A 21,024-nucleotide genomic window follows, 5' to 3' on the forward strand; every position below is an offset into this window, starting at 1 on the left:
TTCATTTTTCAGTTTTTTCTTAAAATAGAGTATTTAAATAATATTATTTTTTCTTTTTACTTTCAGTTTCATGAACATTTTGTGACCAAATTCATCATTTGTTCATGAACATTTTGTGACACCTATCACATTCAATTGTTTTTAACCATTTATGATACTAACATAGGGTTACAGGCGTGATATTCACGTTCAAATAAAACAATAGATTTTTAGAAAGATAGAAAGGGGTACATCAATGAAATTGAAAAGGGCTCTTTTATTGGCTATAGTTGCCATTGCCGCTGTACTTGCTGGGTGTGAACCACTTACTGTTCTAAATCCTAAAGGTCCACAGGCCGAAGTCCAGGCTAACGATATTATGATGTCCATATGGTTAATGTCTGGCATTGTTATTGTAGTTTTTGCAATGCTTGCATATATGCTCATTAAATTTCGTTCATCTAAACAAGGAAAAGATTATGAACCACCTCACATCGAGGGAAATAAATGGGTGGAGGCAGTTTGTGTCGGAATACCTGTACTAATTGTTGCTTATCTATCATTTGTTTCTGTCCAAAGTAACTATAAAGTTGAAGCAACACCACCAGGGTATGAAGATAAGGAGCCATTAGTTGTATATGCATCATCATCTAACTGGAAATGGCACTTCAGCTATCCTGAAGAAGATATTGAAACAGTAAATTACTTATATATACCTACAGATCGAGCACTTGAATTTAAACTTTACTCATTCGGTCCAATTACCAGCTTCTGGATTCCACAACTTGGCGGACAGAAATATGCAATGGCCGATATGGTAACAACATTACATTTAGCTGCTGATCATCCTGGTGAATTCATGGGTAGAAATGCAAACTTCAGCGGAAAAGGTTTTGCTGAAAATACGTTTGATGTAACAGCAATGTCTCCAGTTGAATTTGAGGAATGGGTAGATGAAGTTCATCAAACAGCTGATCCAATTACTGAAGATAAATTTGAAGAGTTACTAGAGCCAGGTCACTTAGGTAAGATGACATTTACTGGCACTCATTTAGACTTTAGCCCAGCACCTGAAGGGCATGAACATCATCAATCAAATGATGAAGATTCAGAAGAAAATCATGAAAATCATGATGAGCACGAAGGTCACACTGACCACAGTAGCCATTAATTAGATGAAGTGTCTATTGACATCTTCTGAAAGGAGTATACAGGATGGAGTTCTTTGAACGTTTTGCCATACCACATCCAAGTCCAGCTATTTATGCTTCAATGGTAGCAATTGCAATTGTTTCTATTGCCATTGTAGTTGGGATAACATATTTTAAAAAATGGGGTTATTTATGGCGTGAATGGTTAACAACTGTTGACCATAAACGATTAGGTATTATGTATATTATTGCAGCGATCCTCATGCTATTCCGAGGAGGCGCTGACGCAATTATGATGCGTGCGCAATTATCAGCACCTGAGAACAAATTGCTTGATGCACAGCATTATAACGAGATATTCACTACACATGGTGTTGTTATGATTCTCTTCATGGCTATGCCATTTATTATCGGGTTTATGAACTTTGTTGTTCCACTGCAAATTGGGGCTCGCGATGTTGCGTTCCCACGTCTTAATGCACTTAGCTTCTGGTTATTCTTTGCCGGTGCAATGTTATTTAATATCTCTTTCGTTATCGGAGGATCACCAGATGCGGGTTGGACATCTTACTTCCCGTTAGCAGATAATGAATTTAGTACCTCTGTCGGTACGAACTATTATATGATTGCGATACAGATTGCCGGTCTAGGTACATTAGCAACAGGTATCAACTTTATGACGACAATCTTGAAAATGCGTGCTCCAGGCATGACATTAATGAAAATGCCAATGTTTACTTGGTCAGCATTAATTACGAACGTTATTATCGTATTTGCTTTCCCTGTATTAACAGTTGCGCTTGCAATGGGTACATTAGATCGTTTATTCGGTACACATTTCTTTGCATCAACAAATGGCGGTATGGATATGTTATGGGCCAACCTTTTCTGGGTTTGGGGACACCCTGAAGTATATATCTTAATCTTGCCTGCATTCGGTATTTACAGTGAGGTAATCTCTACTTTCGCTAGACGTAACCTATATGGTTATAAATCAATGGTTGCTTCAATGGTAATCATTTCACTATTATCATTCGTTGTATGGGTTCACCACTTCTTTACAATGGGTCAAGGCGCTTTCGTTAACAGTATTTTCTCTATTACAACGATGGCAATAGCAGTACCTACCGGTGTAAAAATATTCAACTGGTTGTTAACACTGTATAAAGGTAAAATCGTGATGACAACGCCAATGCTTTACTCAATGTTGTTTATCCCACTTTTCACACTTGGTGGTGTAACAGGGGTTATGCTTGGTATGTCAGCAGCTGACTATCAATACCATAATACAATGTTCTTAGTTGCTCACTTCCATATGGTAATCATTCCTGGGGTTGTGTTCGCAATGCTAGCTGCCCTTTATTACTACTGGCCAAAAATGTTCGGCTTCATGTTAAATGATCGTCTTGGTAAAATCGGCGCATGGATTATTGCGATTGGTACATTAGTTGCCTTTATGCCAATGTTCATCTCTGGTTTAGATGGTCAAGCTAGACGTATGTACACTTATTCTGAAGCAAGTGGATTTGGTATTTGGAATATGATTTCTATGGTTGGCGCCCTTATGTTAGCAGCTGGATTTGCGTTAATCGTTTATAATATTTACTATAGTTTCCGTTATGCACCAAGAGATATTGGATCAGATCCTTGGGATGCACGTACACTTGAATGGGCTACACATACGCCAGTTCCTGAGTATAATTTTGCAACTATGCCTAAGATCGATTCCTATGAAACATTCTGGGATTCAAAGAAAAAAGGCACACCGTTATTCCCAGATAAAATTGAAAAGATTCACATGCCGAACAACAGTGGTATTCCATTCATTATGGGAATTATCTTCTTCATGTGGGGATTCTCGTTCGTCTTTGCAATGTGGATTCCGTTAATTATTTGTACACTAGGTATTTTCGCTTGTATGGCTTATCAATCATTTGAAAATGATCATGGAAGATATATTTCTATTGAAGAAATAGAAGAAACAGAAAAAGAATTGGGAGGTAAAAGATAATGAAGATTGATCACTCTCTCCCTCTTGAGTACAGTACTGATGAAAATCGCTTAAAGATTCTTGGCTTCTGGATTTTCCTCGGTGCGGAAGTTATGTTATTTGCAACATTATTTGCATCTTACTTTATTTTGTCAGGTGGTACAGGTGATGGCCCATCGGGTGCTGAAATTTTTGAAATCACACCTGTATTAATTGAAACACTCGTTCTATTAACAAGTAGTTTCACAATTGGCCTCATGGTTCACGCGATGAGACTTGGTCGCCAAAAAGCAATGATGGGATTCTTTATTGCAACAATCGTACTTGGGGCTATCTTCCTCGGTGTTGAAATTTATGAATTCGTTCATTATGTTCATGTTGGCGCAGGACTACAAACAAGTGCATTTAGTGCAATCCTATTAACCACTTTAGGAACACACGGCGCGCACGTAACTTTCGGGTTATTCTGGGGAACATGTATCCTAATTCAAGTAAAGAAATATGGCTTAACACCAAGAACAACGAATAAGTCATTTATCTTCTCTCTTTACTGGCACTTCCTAGACGTTGTTTGGATCTTCATCTTCAGCTTCGTCTATCTGAAAGGAATGATGTAATGATGAAAGAATTATTCCCGATGAAACAAGTGATGGGATTTATCTTTTCACTCGTGCTAACAGCTGTTGCCCTAATGGTTTACTTCTTTGATATGTCATTTGCAGTTGGAATGACAATCTTAATTGTAACTGCTTTTATTCAAGCAGGGCTACAATTAGTACTATTCATGCATGCTGGTGAATCAGAAGATAAAAACGCCATCTATATTACAATTTACTATGGTGTATTAATTGCAATCTTCACCATTCTTGGTTCCCTACTAACAATGGTTTGGACTTACCAAATTCAATAAATAAAAAAGGAGCGTCCTCTTTCGGGCGCTCCTACTTTGTTTTAATAGATGTTGCTGTTACTTTTGCTAATGTATCTAGTTTAGATTTTCTTCTACCTGTCTTTTCTAATACTTCCTCTGTAGCTACAAAAAAGACGCCCATTAAAAAGACAAAAATGGCTCCCATTACCGTACCAATACCAATACCAGTTAACGTACTGGAAACGTTTCCAAAGAATCCGATCGAAAAGATGATGATTCCGGCAATCAATAATGTACCTCCATAATACTTAACTGCTTTTAACATATCTTTTGATGTATTCATTTCCATCATCCTCCTTTTCATCCATTATCCACCCTGTTCACAATTATGTCAATATTTTTTCGCGAATTTGACAAAATTATCTCTTTTTTCGGGTTGACTTTTCGATTAATTAGTTATTTTTTATTATATTATGCAAATAATTATAGTTTGATTTTACTTTTAGCCTTATTTTTGACAAAAATAACGGTTTCACCACTTATTTTCTTCACAAATTATGCATTATATTCCTATGTTAACAACGTTTTATACTAAAAATAGCTTTTCTCTCCCTTTATAATGGACATATATTTACATTACCAAAACATGTTTGATATTAATTTTTTTGGGGGTTATAAATTTGTCACATAAAATAAAACGTGCAACTCTCATTCTTATATCACTGTTATTTATGTTAGCTATTTTTATCACCTATTATTTGATGAATAAACCAACCACTCATACAATCCCCTTCTCTCAATTAGAAGCCAATATACAAAATTATTCCCAAGCTGACATTGAAATGAAGGAATATAAAAACGGAAAAATAGAAGTGGTAATAGACGAGAAAAAATTTATTTCTCATATCACACCTAATAGTGATAAAGTTGAAAACCTTGTCGCTACTTATCCAATAGAATATAAATATTCTGCGACTAACTCATATAGTATATGGATTATTATTGCTTTCTTATCATTATTAATTGCAACAGTTATTTATTTGTTTAAATCAGGAAAAATGGGTGCAACCAATCAACTAAAACAATCTGTATCTAAAGCGAAACCGCTCCCCTCGACAACATTAAATGATGTTGGAGGCTTGCAACCAGAAATGAAGGATGAATTATTACAAACCATATCATCCTTAAAGTCGCCAGCTAAAGCAGTAGAATTAGGGATTAAGCCTCCTAAAGGGATTCTTCTTTATGGCCCTCCTGGCACTGGTAAAACATTGCTTGCACAAGCAATAGCTAAGGAATTAAATGCGCAATTTTACTCTTCAAGTGGTTCTGCTTTTAATGAAATGTTTGTTGGTATTGGTGCTGCAAGGGTACGTTCACTTTTTCAAAATGCCCGCAAGAATCAACCTGCTGTTATTTTTATTGACGAGGTAGATGCTTTAGCAGGCAAAAGAAAGCCTCATGGCGGGGAAGAAAGTGAAAAAACATTAACGGAATTACTCGTTCAATTAGATGGTGGGCTATCAAATGATGGTATTTTATTTATTGCAGCAACGAACAGAAAAGATATGCTAGATGATGCCTTTCTTCGACCAGGCAGAATTGACTTCAGCTTTCATATTCAGTTACCTGATTTGAAAGGAAGAAAAGAAATCATTGATATTCATGCAAAAAATCGACAACTTGCCAGTGATGTCTCAGCTTCACTTACTGTTTTAGCTGAATCAACATCCGGTTTTTCTGGAGCTGATCTCCATTCTCTGTTTGAAACAGCAAGTAGAAAAGCAATACTCAATAATCATAAAGAAATTACAAAAGATGATCTCAATTTTGCATTGGACCGAACTATACTAGGAAATAGCAGCCTACCTTTACAAGATGTAAATATTAAGCGAAGAGTAGCCATCCATGAAGCGGGCCATGCCCTCATTGCAGCTGTGACAAAACCGGGTTCAGTTAGAAAAGCGACCATTATTCCTCGTGGCCAAGCATTGGGTTATGTTGCACCTATTCAAAAAGAACTCCATTTATCTACTTTTAGCGAACTGCTTGATCAAGTGGCAATGATTTTAGGTGGAGGAGTAGCAGAAAGACAACTATTAGGAGAGCATAGTATCGGTGTTAGCGGGGATGTCCAACAAGCAAAGCAACTATTAGAACAGATGGTTGAAAACGGTCTCTTAGAAGATGGATTCACCCTTTCTTTTGAATCAAAGCGTAAAGACGAATTATTACAATCACTTTATTTTCAAGCATTAAAACGAGCAGAGTCCTTACTACTCGAACATAGTAAGGCACATGCAGACATTGTTCACGCCCTCATGTCTTATGAAACATTAGATGGAGATGTAATTGAACAATTAGTACGAAACAAATGAAAATGCCAACACATATAAATGAACACTTTCAACCGCCTGTTGAAAGTGTTCATTTTTTAGTTCTTCCCTCTCCTCAACGATTCTATTATTCGACAAAATGAAGCAGGAATATCCAACTAAATGTATAATGTTTATATATGAATATATAACCATGTTAGGAATGATGCTTTTGTATGAATTCATCACAAATATTATACTGCATTTTTTGATTTTAATGATTATACCAATAACAAAAATAATTGTCCCTTCTAAATATCATCATAAAAAGAAAGTTGGCATTTTTTTTGTTTCTATTTTACTTTCCTTAACCTTAACTATTCTTTTTCCAGTGCATCTTTCTAACCATACTGTTTTTGATTTAATGTACATACCCATTTTTATTTGTTTTTTCTATGTTCATAAGTATACCGGCTTATGCTTATTATTTTTCGCTCTTATTTACCGTTTGATTGAAAGCGATACTAGCGATGTATTTCTCATAGTCAATTATCTCGTCCTCGCTTTCATATTTCATTTACTAACAAAATTTTACCAAAAAAGTTCTTTAAGAAAGAAAATATTGATAGGATTATTATTTTATATTCCTATCGCCAGTACTAGAATGATTATATTTTTTAAGAATCAAGAAACGCAATTTTTTATTCAAGCATTATTTCTTGTCTTCGTTTACGCTTTAACATTAATATTGATTATTTATATGATTGAAATGCACCAATCTCATTTATTAATGAGAGAGACGATCCAAGCGGCAGATAAACTCAATGCGATTAGTCAATTAGCTGCATCCATCGCTCATGAAATAAGAAACCCAATGACTACTGTAAAAGGATTTATGCAATTAATGCACGCTGAGCAAAATCTTACTAAGACACAAATACAGTACATCGAAGTCTCTTTAAAAGAACTAGAACGAACCAATCAAATGATTAATGATTTTCTCACTTTATCAAAACCTGCTAATAACACTGTAATAACATTTGATCTTATTCCTAACATTCAAGATGTAACTGAATTTATGAAATCATATGCCCATCTGTCTAATATTCAATTGCAGTGTAAAATAACCCACTACCCCATTTATATAGATGGAAATGCTAATGAGTTAAAACAACTGCTAATTAATTTTATTAAAAATGCTATTGAAGCCATTAATGAAAATGGTACGGTAGAGATTGAGGTTATTTCCTTAAAAAACAAAGTAAAAATTACGGTTCGAGATAATGGGAAAGGAATGTCAAAAGAGGAGTTATCACGAATCGGACAACCGTATTTTTCAACAAAAACAAGGGGAACTGGCCTTGGTTTAATGATTGCCTTTGATATTATTAAAAAAATGAATGGGAAATATGAAATAGAAAGTAATGAGAACGAAGGAACAGCCATTCATTTGTATTTTTCTACATCAGATTCTGTCTAACGATGTCGCATTTCCCTCAATGAAGAAGGAATATGTCACTTCTTGCGCTTGCCTAGGAAATAACAAGAGAATAAAGTCCTTATTTCCTTATGTATTAGAAGTGATAATCGCTTCATCTAAAATTATCACTTCTAATATATCTTTTCATAAGTTAGTTCTTAACTTCTCGGAACCATTCTATTAACGAAGCCATTCACTTCCTTCAATCTGTTCAGATAAAGGAATGATATGAGCCTTTTCTTTCAAATGCTCAATATGTCGATTTAATACGGTAACCATCATTGGTCCCGAAACGCCAACATGCCCTATCGCAATTAGGCGGTTTTCAGTTTTAAGTCTATTCTCCAGTCTCTGAGTTTGTTTTTCAATGTGACTGACGGAATAAGTGTCATCAAAAAAAAGATTGTTCTCTAGATAAGGTAAGTGTAGCTCTTCTGCTATTTCTGGTATGACACTCTTGCCAGTGGTTTTACTATCAAGATAATATAATCCCCTTTCAGCACAAACCTCTAGCACAATTTGCATAATTCTTTTATCTTCAGTGATTTTCGACCCCATATGATGATTCATTCCAACAGCATGTGGTACATTCTCAATTGCGTCCTCTACCCTTTTGCGAATTTCTTCATCACTCAGATCAGCAGTAATCGCTCCTGGACCTAACCAACTTTTTTTCCCTACTTTGGGCTCCATCGGCATATGAACGATTACTTCGTGACCTTTTTCAAATGCTGCATTGGCATCTGCAGTTGTTGAAGGCATAAACGGCATAATCGCAACAGTTAACTTTGCCTGTAAATTAAGAATATCTTCTGTTCCATTCATATGGTTACCTAAATCATCAATCACAATTGATAAAGAAGGCTTCCCCCCTTCATCAACTTGTGCGAAACTGCCTTTACTCATTAATGGAAATAACATGATATGAACTAGCAAGCTTATGAACAATAATCGTTTCATCTCATCACTCCTCAAAGTTAAATTTCCCATAACTTTGAAGAAAATTGCATTTGTTTTTTATAAAGCTGATTTTTTTTCTACTTGCGTGTAGGGCGTTTTTCTATTTCGAACCCACGCTATGATTACAGCAGCAATAAGAACTAAACCTAAATAACCAGTAATCGGATACAGGATACCAACTAAGTTAGTAAATCCAAAGAAACTAGAGACAAAAGATGTCAAACTAATGGCAAGAACTGCCCATTTAAAGTGTTTGCTTTCTCTTTTCACTATCCTTGAAGTAAAGCTATAGATCATTCCAACGGCAGTGTTATAGATCATTCCTAAAAGAATAATTGTCATCAACACACCAATGATTGGAGAGATTTCATTTGCTAAATAGAGCATCGGAATATCGAGTGTTGCCACATCTTCTATTCTTGTGAACATTCCGACATTAATGAGTATTAGCATAAGACCAAGACCCAGACCACCAAGAACTCCGCCCCAACCTGCTTGTTTCGCGTTTTTAGTTGTGCCACCCATAACCGCTAGCATCGCCACTCCACATGTAATGTTATAGGAAACATAAAGTACTGCACCTAGTAACCAATGTGGTGCTGCTGGACTACCTTCTTGAGCTACGAGACTCAATTGTGAGAAGTTTGCATCAGCTGTAAATAGAGCATACGCTGAAATAATCATGACAAGCATGAGAAGAAAAGGAGTGATACTACCGATTATAGTCATGACTCGATTCACGTTTACAAAACAAGTGAACACTGTTAACAGGACCATGATTAAACTTCCTATTTGACTCGCAATACCAAATTGTTGTTCAAATGTTGAACCTGCACCTGCAAACATAATTGTTGCCACACCGAATAAAAAGAAAGTAATAATAAAATCCACTACTCTTCCTATATATTTTCCACAAATATAGTGAACAACATCTTTGTGAGATTCTGTTTGTAGCCTACTACCTATTTGCGTAATATTCATACCGAGAAAAATGAATAAAATCGTAGCGGCTATTGTACCAATAAAACCTAACCAGCCAAAATTAGTGAAAAATTGCAATACCTCTTGTCCAGATGCAAATCCAGCTCCAATGATTGTACCAATATAAGCACCTGCTATTTGAATGATTTTTCTCATAAAACCTCATCCTTATATTGAATTTTCTGATATTTTATCATAATGAAAGCAGCTGCCTATATACACACAGCTGGCTTTCTTATTAGACATTATTGATATGTTTTTTCCATTATTGTATATTTTTCAATGACCGCTAAATCTGGGGCGTAACCTATTCCGTCGTTTTCAGGTACGGTAATATATCCGTCTTCGACAACAACCTCAGGTGTTATGATATCCTTTTCCCAATATCTTGAGGAACCTGCAGTGTCACCAGGCATAATAAAATTGGCTAAAGTGGTTAAAGCAACATTATGAGCTCTTCCAACGCCTGACTCTAACATTCCTCCACACCAAACAGCAATTCCTTGTTCTTGACAATAGTCATGAATTTTCTTTGCTTCTGTTAAGCCGCCTACTCGTCCAATTTTGATGTTAATGATTTTGCAACTACCCAACTCCACAGCTTTTCGTGTATCCTCCAACGAATGGATGCTTTCATCTAGACATATCGGCGTTTTCATTTCAGCTTGAAGTTTAGCATGATCAACAATATCATCCGAAGCTAAAGGTTGCTCAATCATCATTAAATTGAACTCATCTAATTGTTTAAGATGCTGAATATCTGATAAACGATAAGCAGAGTTTGCATCAGCCATTAGTAGAATATCAGGAAACTTCTCTCTCACTTGTCTCATCACATCTATGTCCCAGCCCGGCTTAATTTTTACTTTCATTCTTTTATAGCCTTCATTTACATAGCCCTCAATTAATTGTAGTAAATCTTCTACAGATTTCTGTATGCCGATACTGATACCTACTTCAATCTTCTTCTTTTCTCCACCAAGTGCCTTAGCCAAAGGGATTTGATTTCTTTTTGCATATAGATCCCAAACAGCGCCTTCTATTGTAGACTTGGCCATATTGTTTTTTCTAATAGAAGAAAAGATTTCATTTACTTCATCTGGATGAGTAATTTCCTTATTTAATAATGCTGGAATGAGAAAATCCTCAAGCATATGCCAATTCGTTTTAAAGGTTTCTTCATTATACCAAGGCACCTCAAAAGCAACAGATTCTCCCCAACCAGTATTACCTAATTCATCAGTTGCTTCTAATAAGATAAACTCTTTATCTTGAAAAGATCCAAAGCTAGTGGCAAAAGGTGCTTTCATTGTCATTTTTAGATGGCGTAACTTTACTTCCTTTAATTTCATTGATCTCTTCTCCTCACATCTAATTGTAATTTTTGTCTTTTGATAGTAATGATATAACTTACATGATTATTTTTTTGGACATCATACGCGGTGTACCCATGCTGAAATAATTGCTGAAATATCCTTCTTGTCACCTCTCGCCATTCCTTTGCTAGTGAAGGATTATGTTTTTTAATTTCCATAAACTCCGCTGGAATGGGGACAGCAATACTCATTTCATTATAATCAATGGTTTGTAAAGTTTGTTCCATATCGCTTATCGCAGGAAAATCGTTTCGATTGAAAACTTCAAATGGATAGATCGGTGTCACATCATAGTTAAGTTGTTGTTTGACATGTGAACTGCTGATTCGCCATTCTATGTTGAAACGATCGCTTGGTAAGCCTTTATTAATTCCATCTACCATTTCACCATAACAATTCACAAGATAATCATTACAAATACCATTTAGTTTTGATAAATTCAAGTAAGCATTCCTGCTTTGTAAAGGATCAAATGTCCAACGAATCAGATTGTACCCCATTTCCTCAGCAGCTTCCCTCTGTGCAACTTTTAATAGAGCACCAATTCCTTTATCACGATAGCTTTGATGGATACCGAGCATATGAGAACAAAGAAACGCTTCTCCATTTGCATAACCAGGAAATCCATAGCTAAATCCAATCAATTCATTTTCATCAAATGCGCCTAGCATGAGACCACCATTTTTTATTGCTGTTGCTGTTTGGTGGATAGGAATGGGATCCATTCCCCATACGTCTCGCTCTAACTTTTGGATTGTTTCCATCTCTTCTATCGTGGTCAATTTTTTTATCGCTAAGCCAGTGAGCATAGGTTACGCACCTTCTTTTTCTAACGTATTTAAGACTGTTTTGACAAGAATTTCAATACCCGTAAATATCGCTTCATGATTAAAATTCATTTCAGGATGATGTAACCCAGGAGTTAATCCACAACCAAGTCCGAGCATCGTTGCCTTCAATTCAGGTCTTTTCAAAGTATAAAAATGAAAATCTTCTCCTCCAGATGTGATAATTGGTGGTACCATTTTTTCTTTACCGATTGTTTCAACAATTGCCTGACCCATTAATTGCACTGCATCAGTATCTACTTGTGCTGCAGCAATATCAGCCGTTGTTTTATAATGAATTGCTACGTCGTGAAGAGAAGAAATGTGAGCAAAAATTGCTTCTACTTTAGTTGCTAATTGTTGCATCACTTCATTTGTTTGCGCTCTTAAATCTAAACTGAAATGTGCTTTACCTGGGATAATATTACTTGAGTCACCCCCGGCTTGGAACTTCGTCATTTTAACTGAATGTGGGACCATAGGATCTAATTTGAAACGATTCAATTCTTGAACAATCGCTGCACCTATTTCAATCGCGCTTTGCCCGAGGTGAGGTCTTGCTCCATGGGCATCTTCACCAATGATTTCTCCAGTAACGAACCGTCCAGCTCCGTGCATAATTGCTGGTGAACATTGACCATCTCTCAACTCCTGAATCGGCCTTACATGTACACCGTATAAATAATTCAAATCGTCTATTAATCCCTCTTCAATAAACTTTAATGCCCCGGTACCTTTTTCTTCAGCTGGTTGGAATAGAAATTTAACCCTACCTTTTTTCTGAGCATTCAAACGATGCAGTACAAGTAATGTACCAATCGCCATGGTCATATGTGCATCATGCCCACACGAATGATTGGCCTGCATTACTCCATCAACTTCCTGCCACAATGCATCTATATCAGTTCTAACGCCAATGGCTTTTTCACCGCTACCTATTTCGGCAATAAGTCCTGTCGTTTTAGGCAAGGTTTGAAACAGGATCCCTTCTTTTTTTAAGACTTCAGCAATAAATGTTGTCGTTTTTGTTTCTTGCCAACTGATTTCCGGGTTTTGATGGAGATGATTAAATATGTTTGTTAATTTTGGCTTTAGTGCTTCAAGTTCCTGCAATTCTTTCACCTCTTTAATCTGTTAACTAGATTCAAAATAATCATGGAATACTTTATCGTAGTAATCCTTTTCTTCTTTAAATGACTCTTTATTCTCTGTCATCATTGCCGCAATCAACGCATTCAAGAATGAAAAAAGCACTGGTGTAGAATCAAGTGTAGGTTTCCTCCCTGAAAATAGTGGAATGAGAATGTCGACATTGTTTTTTAATGGAGATAGTGGCGTGTCAGTAATGCCAACGACTTTGGCATTTCGACTTTTTGCTTGCTTGGTAAAATCAGTAGTGCTTTTCACATAACGATGAAAGCTGATTGAAACCACTACTGAAGTTTCATCCATCGAATGGAGAATCTTCAATAAATCATCGGACTCTGTTCGAATAAGATGGACATCATCCTTCACAAGCCCTAATGTAAATGCTAACCAGCTTGCAGCAGCAAATGATGTTCTTGCACCAATAATATAAATCTTTTGGGCTGATTTTAATTGCTCAATAGTCAAATCAAATTTTGCTTCATCTATTGTCTGAATGGCTTGGGTGATTCGCTCTGCATCCATGTTCATCACTTTTTCAAGAAAATGTGGTTCGCCAACAAATGGTTGCTTCATTTGAATATAAGAATCCAAGCTGCTTTTATCATGAAATAATTGCTCACGCACTTCTTTTTGTAATTGCGTATATCCTGATAATCCTATTCGATAACAAAAACGGATCACAGTGGTTTCGCTCACACCTGCTTTTTTACCTAATTCACTTGCAGACAATACGGCTATATCTTGATAATGGTCTAGTAAATAACTTGCTAATTTCTGCTGTGTTTTCGATAGTTTTTCATAACTCCCTGTAATAACTTCTTTCAGATTCACCTGAACACCTACCTCAAAATGAAGTCTGTACTTTTTATGCAATATATTAGAAGTGTTAACTTCTTGTTTATAGTAAATTATCACAATTTTTCAGTTATTTCAATGCTTTATAGAGAAAAAGTTTCAACTGCAATATATTATTTAGAGTAGTTCTTATTTTTTATCCAAGCATGACTATCTCCCACGTTCGTTACCCTTCCGATAAATTTAACGGCTCACCCTTTTTAAATGCCACCATTGTTTTCATCAAAATAATCATAAAGTACGAACAGCATTTATTGCCTATAAGCATTTCATTGTACTCTTCCATTAAAAAAGCGGACAAATTCCACCATTGAAATTTGTCCGCTTTGCGGCTGCTCTGACGATCTTTTCTGTTCTTCTTTATTTTATTGTTTATTTACGATGCATTTTAAATTCAAGAAACAGTTCGTTATAATAAGCAAGCATTTGTTTACCTAGGTTCTCGTATACTTCTAACTTAGCTGTTTGCTCTTCATCCGGATAGAAACGCTCATCACTCGTTGTTTCCTCATCCATATGAGGAAGAGCTGCTTTATTCGGTGTTGAGTAACCTACATATTCAGCGTTTTGCGCAGCAACTTTCGGATCTAGCATAAAATTAATAAATTGATGAGCCGCTTCTTTATTTTTTGTTGTCTTTGGGATGACCATGTTGTCAAACCAAAGATTCGATCCTTCTTCAGGAACCGTATATTCCAGTGATTCATTTTCCCACATCGCATCTTGGGCAGTTCCAGACCATAAAACAGCAACGGCCGCTTCATTATTTTGCATTAATAATTTAATTTCATCACCAACGATGGCTTTAATATTTGGTGTTAATGTATCCAGTTTATTCTTCGCTTCCAGTAATCTTGCTTTATCTGTTTCGTTTAATGAATACTCGAGACTATTCAGTCCAAAACCTATGACCTCTCTCGCTCCATCAACGAGTAATACATCATTTTTCAAGCTTGGATGCCAAAGATCGTCCCATTGTTTAAAATCAATTTCATCACTTACTTTATCAGGATGATATAGAATACCTACTGTTCCCCAAAAATAAGGAATAGAATATTCATTGTTCTCATCAAAAGCTAAATTAAGAAAACGTGGATCCATATTTTTCAAATTCGGCAGTTGTGCATGTTCAATGGGGAGAAGTAAATCTTCCTGTTTCATTTTATCAATCATGTATTCTGAAGGTACCGCTATATCGTATGAAGTCCCACCTTGCTCGATTTTTGTTAACATGGCTTCATTTGAATCAAAGGTTTCGTATATGACTTTGATACCTGTTTCATCTTCAAATTGGTCTAATAATTCAGGGTCTATATAATCTCCCCAGTTATAAACAGTAATCGTGTTCTCGCCTGTATATCCTTGTGCAGTATTTAAGCGGTGAACGATATACAACAAGACAAAAGAAACAATTAATACAAGTGACAAAGCACGTATGAGGTTTTTCATTTTCTAACCCCCATTCGACCTATCTTGCTCGTTTTCTTTGTTATAAAGTAATAACCAACAACTAAAAGCATGGTGAATAAAAATAACAATGCTGATAAGGCGTTAATACTTAGAGAAACCCCTTGTCTCGCCAACGCATAAATTTCTACAGAAAGAGTTGAGAATCCATTACCGGTCACAAAAAAGGTGACAGCAAAATCATCCAAAGAATAAGTAAGTGCCATGAAGAAACCAGCAAATATACCAGGGGTAATATAAGGTAATACAACCTTTGTTAACACATCTAATCGACTTGCACCTAAATCCAGTGCCGCATATATGATACTCGTACTCATTTCTTCTAACTTAGGTAATACCATTAGGACAACAATTGGTACACTAAAGGCAATATGTGCCAACAAGACGGAAATGAAGCCAAGCTTTATACCTATCATTGTGAAAAAAATGAGAAAAGATGCGCCGATAATGACATCTGGACTAACAATTAAAACATTATTTAACGACAATAAAGTATTTTTTGTTCTTCTTCTTCTTGCATAATAAATGGCCAGAGCGCCAGCTACCCCTAAAACTGTTGATATTGCTGATGAAAGCAAGGCAACAATAATTGTATTTAATACTATAATGAGTAGCCTAGTGTCATTAAATATTTCTTTATACCAATCCAATGTAAACCCTTCAAAGTGATACATATCACCGCCACTATTGAAAGAATAAAAAATCAAATAAAAAATCGGTGCATATAAAACCATAAAAACAATGATTAAATAAAGAGAGGACCATTTAAATTTCTTCATCTCATTTCGCCTCTCTTTCTTCTACCAGTAAGAAGCATAATGACAACCATAAAGATAATTAAGAAAACAGCAATGGTTGCCCCCATTCCCCAATCTTGTGTCACGAGAAAATGTTGCTCAATAGCTGTTCCTAATGTAATCACTCGGTTTCCTGCGATTAACCTTGTCAGCATGAACAAAGATAAGGCAGGGATGAATACGATTTGACATCCAGATTTCACCCCATCTAAAGTCAAAGGAAAAACGACACGAGAGAAGGTTCGCCAGCTTGAAGCACCTAAATCTTTTGAAGCATCAATAAAAGATGGGTTCAGTTCATCTAGTGCATTAAATATTGGTAAAATCATAAACGGTAAAAAGATATAAACAGAGACAAACACAAAACTAAAGTCTGTAAACAAAATTTGCTTTCCACCTACACCCATCACTTCAAGAAATTTATTCGCTGCTCCGTATGTGCCAAAAATACCAATAAATGCATAAGCCTTTAATAATAAATTGATCCATGAAGGAACGATAATAAGGAGTAACCATAGTTGTTTATGCTTTGTTTTTGTTAATAAATAAGCAGTTGGATAAGCGATTAATAACGTGAAAAATGTAATTAAAAACGCGTACCAAAAGGAGCTAAGTGTCATTTTTAAATAAACTGGTGTAAAGAATTTTTGGTAATTCTCTAACGAAAATTCACCTTCTATATTAAAAAAAGAATAATAAACGACTAGGACGATTGGTGTGATGACAAAAAGAGCAATCCATAAAACATAAGGAATTAAATAATAATTACGAGATTTAGCTTTCATAACTTCCCTCTTCATATGCTTCAAGACGCTTATCGAATTCCTCTTCTGTTTCACCAAGACGCATGACGTGTATGTCTTCTGGCTCAAAGTTGAGACCAATTTCACTTCCGACAATTGCTTTTTTTGTCGAGTGAACGAGCCACTCATTGCCATCTTCATCATAACAACTTATCTCATAATGTACGCCTCTAAATAATTGTGAGTCTACTTTCACCTTTAACTTACCTACATTAGGACTAGTAATTTCTAAATCTTCTGGGCGAATGACAATCTCAACCGTTTCATTTGGATTTAAACCGCCATCAACACAATCAAATGTTTTGCCTGTAAACCGAACGACATAATCTTCAACCATTACACCTTCGACAATATTAGATTCACCAATAAAATCGGCAACAAAACGGTTAATCGGCTCATCATAAATATCATTAGGCGTCCCACTCTGTTCTATTTTACCGTTATTCAGAACAAAAATTTCATCAGACATCGCTAATGCCTCTTCTTGATCATGTGTCACAAAAATAAAAGTGATGCCTAAATTTCTTTGTAATTCTCGCAATTCATATTGCATTTCTGTTCGCAATTTTAAATCTAGTGCAGATAATGGTTCATCAAGAAGAATAAGCTCAGGTTCATTAACAATCGCTCGTGCAATCGCAACACGTTGCCTTTGCCCACCTGACATCTCTTTTATCTCTCTTTTTTCATATCCTTCTAAGTTCACAAATTTCAAAGCTTCTATCACTTTTTGGTTAATCATTTCAGATTTTAATTTTTTTATTCTAAGTCCAAATGCCACGTTTTCAAAGACATTTAAATGAGGAAAGAGTGCATAATCCTGAAAGACAGTATTCACTTGTCTTTTATTTGCAGGTACTTCATTTACCTTTTTATTATTAAAATAAATATTACCTTTTGATGGCGAAATAAATCCGGCAATTAAGCGAAGTATGGTCGTTTTTCCGCATCCAGAAGGACCGAGCAAAGTATAGAATTTCCCACGCTCTATTTCAAATGAAACATCATTTAAGACAGCCGGGTCATTGTCATATTGCTTTGTTACGTTTTCAAAACGAATAATAGTTTGGTCTGACATTCCAATCTCCTTCTTCTATAAGATATTCCTTAGTAATTCTAGATTAAAAAAAACTGATAATCAATACACAATAATAAATATATATAGATATTTTTATCTGCGCATAATAATTGGAATAGCTGAAACAATAAGGAAAAAAACAGGTGAGTAATTTTGAATCAAAAACTAAGCTTTATTAGCATTGCCTATATTATGATTCTCGGCATCGGTTTGTTTGCTCATGTTGAAATTATTCCTGCTGTATTGACTACTTCTAGACGCGATACATGGATCAGTATGTTACTTGCCATTATTCCTTTGATTCTATTCACCCCTCTTATTTATAAAGTGGGACAAACAGTTAAAGGAACACCATTTATTCGAATTATTAGTGAACAATTAGGGAGATTCAAATTCTATATTTTATTCTTCCCTTTACTCCTATATTTAATAATTTCTGCCTTTGTCTCTACAAAAGAAATTATCTATTGGTCACAGTTAAGTTTCATGCAGAATTTCTCCAGTATGATCATTGGTGGTGTACTATTAATTGCCTGCTTCTATTGTAGTTTTTCCGGTGTAGAATCAATGGCCATTATTAGCCGCTTGTTACTACCAGTAGTCGTATTTTTAGGATTTTTTGTTTCTTTCGCCAATATGAAGAAAAAACATTATGAGTTGTTATTACCCATATTCAAAGAAGGTGTACTAGATATTCTAAAAGGGATGTTTTACACAAGCTTACCGATTATTGAGATTGCTTTTGTTTTATTTTTCCTACCCCATATGAAAGGAATGATTAAAATTAAACATTTAATCATTCTGGGTGTACTTATTATCGGATTAATGATTGGGCCGGCAATTGGAGCGATAGTGGAATTTGGTCCAAAATACGCTTCCGAATTTAGGTACCCAGCATTTGAAGAGTGGCGAATCATATCTATTGGAAGATATATTTCTCATACAGACTTTTTTGCAATTTTCCAATGGCTATCAGGTGCTACGATTCGAATTGGATTTTTTATCTACCTCACCTCTCAAATTCTTACGAAAGGGGAGAAAAACAGGACACCTATCTCTATCATCTTTATTTTGTTATTCATTGCAGTTGTTATGCCGTTAGACCAAGACCTATTTTATAATTTTGTTTTTCGTTATTTCTTACCCATATCAACGATTGTTCTACCTATTCAATTTATTATGGTTTCTATATATATCTTTAAGAATAAACAATTATTCCTAGGAGGTTAAAGAGCTTGTATGATCAATCCCTTTTTACAAAAGAAAAGTTAGCAGAAGTTTTTAATCATTCTGCAGATATACAGATCAAAAGCGTTCCTGTTCGGCATACTCCTAAGGGAGAGTTGATTATTATCTATTGTCGTCCCATTGTAAACATAAAGTTAGTCCACTCTCTTGTGCTTCCTTTTTTAATGGATGAGGATAATGACAATGAAAAACTTTATAACTACATACAAAGTGATTACAGTTTAAAAGCTAAATTAACAAAAGAAGAATTAATAAATCAAGTATTTTGTGGTAAATTAGCTGTGATATCAAACTTCCGTGAACGTATTTATTATTATGATGTGAAAGATGAGCCCAATAGACAACCCGAAGAATCTGTTATTGAAGTATCAGTAACGGGACCAAAAGACGGCTTTATCGAAAATATTGACACTAACCTTGGACTTGTACGTAAAAGGTTAAAAACCCCCTCGTTCGTTAATGAAGAGTTTGTAATTGGGCGTCGGTCAAATACGAGGGTTGCACTTCTGTATATTAAAGATGTGATGAATGAACAAATAATTAACAATGTGCGAGAGAAACTAAATCACATTGATGTCGATATTTTGCAGAGTCGTGATGAATTAGAAGAGTTACTTGTGGATAATAAATTCTCCCTACTACCACTTACAAATTTCTCAGGTCGACCTGATTTTGTTGTTGAATCACTCAATCAAGGAAGATTTTCGATTATTATTGATGGTGCCCCGACTGTGATTATCGCCCCCATCAACTTAAGCTTCCTTGTTAAAACAGCCGAAGATAGTAATATTAGCTTTTATTACTCCTCAGTAGAACGAATGATACGATTACTAAGCTTATTCCTGACCGTTTTTTTACCTGGATTTTATACGGCACTCGTTACCCATAATGTTGGGCAATTACCTTTGCCGTTAATTGCCACTATTACAGTTGCAAAGATGGGTTTACCGTTTTCCACACTGCTGGAAATGTTTACAATTTTTATTATGTTTGAGTTATTTAAAGAAGCGGGTGCAAGACTGCCTAAAGGAATTGGACAAACAGTTGCTGTTATAGGGGGCTTAATCATTGGTGATGCAGCGATCAGAGCCGGTATAACCTCGCCGACGCTACTCATTGTTGTAGGAATTACAGCCATCGCAGGGTTTACTCTCGTCAATGCCAGTCTTACGGGTAATGTCTTTTTCTTGAGAATGGCTGTTTTATTAATTAGTTATGCTTTTGGAATTTTTGGTTTTATTCTTTCATTAATTTGTGTATTTATCCACTTATCTACACTCAAATCCTTTGGTATGCCTTTTTTAACCATAGCAAGGCAAAGAAAGTGGTCAGAAGAACTAAAAATGTTCATTACACTTCCTTTTAGCCAGCAGAAAAAGAGAAACCTATCTTACGGTGTTAAAGACAAAACACGAAAAAATAGTGACAATGATTAAAGAAGGTGTTCATTCACAAACATACTACTTGCCTGATTTTTAGTGGTTGCCAAAGTAGAGAAGTTCGGCTCCGCGCATACTTTAGAAATCGGGCCAGATTATCAAAGATTACAGTTTTTAAAATTATCAAAATTAGGAAAAACTGCAACATTTGCGATAGCGTTATCATTTATACAAAATGAGACTAAGAAAAAAGGAGTTTTAAACTCCTCAACTTTTAACTGAAATCCTTCATATATTCACTTTATTATATATTGATTT

At 35.4% G+C, this 21,024-nt stretch carries 19 protein-coding genes; 8 read left to right on the top strand and 11 right to left on the bottom strand.

The annotated features are described in order from the left end of the window. The first annotated feature begins 235 nt into the window (after nucleotides 1–235). The 4 genes from qoxA to qoxD are packed head-to-tail and all read left to right on the top strand — an operon-like array spanning nucleotide 236 to nucleotide 4,030. On the top strand, nucleotides 236–1,150 hold the full coding sequence (gene qoxA / locus MKX83_RS13145) for a cytochrome aa3 quinol oxidase subunit II (RefSeq protein WP_095373125.1): 915 nt from the start codon (nucleotides 236–238) through the stop codon (nucleotides 1,148–1,150). Nucleotides 1,151–1,194: 44 nt separating this feature from the next. Next, nucleotides 1,195–3,141, top strand: coding sequence for a cytochrome aa3 quinol oxidase subunit I (gene qoxB, locus MKX83_RS13150; protein WP_307313633.1), 1,947 nt, complete (start codon nucleotides 1,195–1,197; stop codon nucleotides 3,139–3,141). Next, complete coding sequence (gene qoxC / locus MKX83_RS13155) at nucleotides 3,141–3,737, top strand: cytochrome aa3 quinol oxidase subunit III (RefSeq protein ID WP_095373124.1); 597 nt, start codon at nucleotides 3,141–3,143, stop codon at nucleotides 3,735–3,737. Before qoxB ends, qoxC begins: the two co-directional genes overlap by 1 nt. Nucleotides 3,738–3,739: 2 nt before the next feature. After that, nucleotides 3,740–4,030, top strand: a complete 291-nt coding sequence (gene qoxD / locus MKX83_RS13160; RefSeq protein WP_341058629.1) for a cytochrome aa3 quinol oxidase subunit IV — start codon at nucleotides 3,740–3,742, stop codon at nucleotides 4,028–4,030. Between the two features lie 31 nt (nucleotides 4,031–4,061). Here the strand turns inward: qoxD and MKX83_RS13165 are convergent, their stop codons facing one another. Beyond that, on the bottom strand, nucleotides 4,062–4,334 hold the full coding sequence (locus tag MKX83_RS13165) for a hypothetical protein (RefSeq protein ID WP_341055757.1): 273 nt from the start codon (nucleotides 4,332–4,334) through the stop codon (nucleotides 4,062–4,064). 337 nt (nucleotides 4,335–4,671) lie between these two features. Here MKX83_RS13165 and MKX83_RS13170 point away from each other — a divergent pair, with 337 nt between their 5' ends. Together MKX83_RS13170 and MKX83_RS13175 are read left to right on the top strand one after the other, a co-directional pair. Then, nucleotides 4,672–6,369, top strand: coding sequence for an AAA family ATPase (locus MKX83_RS13170; RefSeq protein ID WP_341055758.1), 1,698 nt, complete (start codon nucleotides 4,672–4,674; stop codon nucleotides 6,367–6,369). 559 nt (nucleotides 6,370–6,928) lie between these two features. Then, entirely contained in the window at nucleotides 6,929–7,786 is an 858-nt protein-coding gene (locus MKX83_RS13175) for an ATP-binding protein (RefSeq protein WP_180316964.1), read from the top strand. A 180-nt stretch (nucleotides 7,787–7,966) separates the two neighbouring features. On the opposite strand, the gene MKX83_RS13180 is transcribed toward MKX83_RS13175, so the two are convergent. The 10 genes from MKX83_RS13180 to MKX83_RS13225 all read right to left on the bottom strand — a co-directional run bounded on the left by MKX83_RS13180 (nucleotide 7,967) and on the right by MKX83_RS13225 (nucleotide 18,079). Continuing rightward, nucleotides 7,967–8,746 (bottom strand): divergent polysaccharide deacetylase family protein, encoded by a 780-nt coding sequence (locus tag MKX83_RS13180; RefSeq protein WP_095373121.1) that lies wholly within the window; start codon nucleotides 8,744–8,746, stop codon nucleotides 7,967–7,969. Nucleotides 8,747–8,803: 57 nt separating this feature from the next. After that, nucleotides 8,804–9,883, bottom strand: coding sequence for a YkvI family membrane protein (locus MKX83_RS13185; RefSeq protein WP_095373120.1), 1,080 nt, complete (start codon nucleotides 9,881–9,883; stop codon nucleotides 8,804–8,806). An 89-nt stretch (nucleotides 9,884–9,972) separates the two neighbouring features. Next, a complete protein-coding gene (gene menC, locus MKX83_RS13190) occupies nucleotides 9,973–11,079 on the bottom strand; it encodes an o-succinylbenzoate synthase (protein WP_095373119.1) in 1,107 nt (368 codons plus the stop codon). Next, the gene (locus MKX83_RS13195; protein WP_341055760.1) at nucleotides 11,076–11,912 is read right to left on the bottom strand and encodes a GNAT family N-acetyltransferase; all 837 of its coding nucleotides are present in this window, start codon (nucleotides 11,910–11,912) and stop codon (nucleotides 11,076–11,078) included. Before MKX83_RS13195 ends, menC begins: the two co-directional genes overlap by 4 nt. 3 nt (nucleotides 11,913–11,915) lie before the next feature. Further along, a complete protein-coding gene (locus tag MKX83_RS13200) occupies nucleotides 11,916–13,052 on the bottom strand; it encodes a M20 peptidase aminoacylase family protein (protein ID WP_341055761.1) in 1,137 nt (378 codons plus the stop codon). Nucleotides 13,053–13,064: 12 nt separating this feature from the next. After that, nucleotides 13,065–13,910 (bottom strand): MurR/RpiR family transcriptional regulator, encoded by an 846-nt coding sequence (locus tag MKX83_RS13205; protein WP_341055762.1) that lies wholly within the window; start codon nucleotides 13,908–13,910, stop codon nucleotides 13,065–13,067. A gap of 396 nt (nucleotides 13,911–14,306) precedes the next feature. Then, nucleotides 14,307–15,383, bottom strand: coding sequence for an ABC transporter substrate-binding protein (locus MKX83_RS13210; protein ID WP_341055763.1), 1,077 nt, complete (start codon nucleotides 15,381–15,383; stop codon nucleotides 14,307–14,309). Next, nucleotides 15,380–16,180, bottom strand: coding sequence for an ABC transporter permease (locus tag MKX83_RS13215; RefSeq protein WP_095373115.1), 801 nt, complete (start codon nucleotides 16,178–16,180; stop codon nucleotides 15,380–15,382). The genes MKX83_RS13210 and MKX83_RS13215 overlap by 4 nt, the downstream gene beginning before the upstream one ends. Continuing rightward, nucleotides 16,177–16,983 carry an ABC transporter permease gene (locus MKX83_RS13220; RefSeq protein ID WP_095373114.1) on the bottom strand — a complete coding sequence of 269 codons (807 nt, stop codon included), beginning with the start codon at nucleotides 16,981–16,983 and terminating at the stop codon, nucleotides 16,177–16,179. Before MKX83_RS13220 ends, MKX83_RS13215 begins: the two co-directional genes overlap by 4 nt. Continuing rightward, a complete protein-coding gene (locus MKX83_RS13225) occupies nucleotides 16,973–18,079 on the bottom strand; it encodes an ABC transporter ATP-binding protein (RefSeq protein ID WP_095373113.1) in 1,107 nt (368 codons plus the stop codon). The genes MKX83_RS13220 and MKX83_RS13225 overlap by 11 nt, the downstream gene beginning before the upstream one ends. 153 nt (nucleotides 18,080–18,232) lie before the next feature. Between MKX83_RS13225 and MKX83_RS13230 the strand changes: the two genes are divergently transcribed. After that, the gene (locus tag MKX83_RS13230; RefSeq protein ID WP_341055766.1) at nucleotides 18,233–19,309 is read left to right on the top strand and encodes an endospore germination permease; all 1,077 of its coding nucleotides are present in this window, start codon (nucleotides 18,233–18,235) and stop codon (nucleotides 19,307–19,309) included. Nucleotides 19,310–19,314: 5 nt separating this feature from the next. Further along, complete coding sequence (locus tag MKX83_RS13235; protein ID WP_341055768.1) at nucleotides 19,315–20,763, top strand: spore germination protein; 1,449 nt, start codon at nucleotides 19,315–19,317, stop codon at nucleotides 20,761–20,763. The last annotated feature ends 261 nt before the right edge of the window (nucleotides 20,764–21,024 follow it).

It is taken from the genome of Cytobacillus sp. FSL M8-0252 (genome assembly GCF_038007345.1).
GTDB classification, from domain to species: domain Bacteria; phylum Bacillota; class Bacilli; order Bacillales; family Cytobacillaceae; genus Cytobacillus; species Cytobacillus kochii.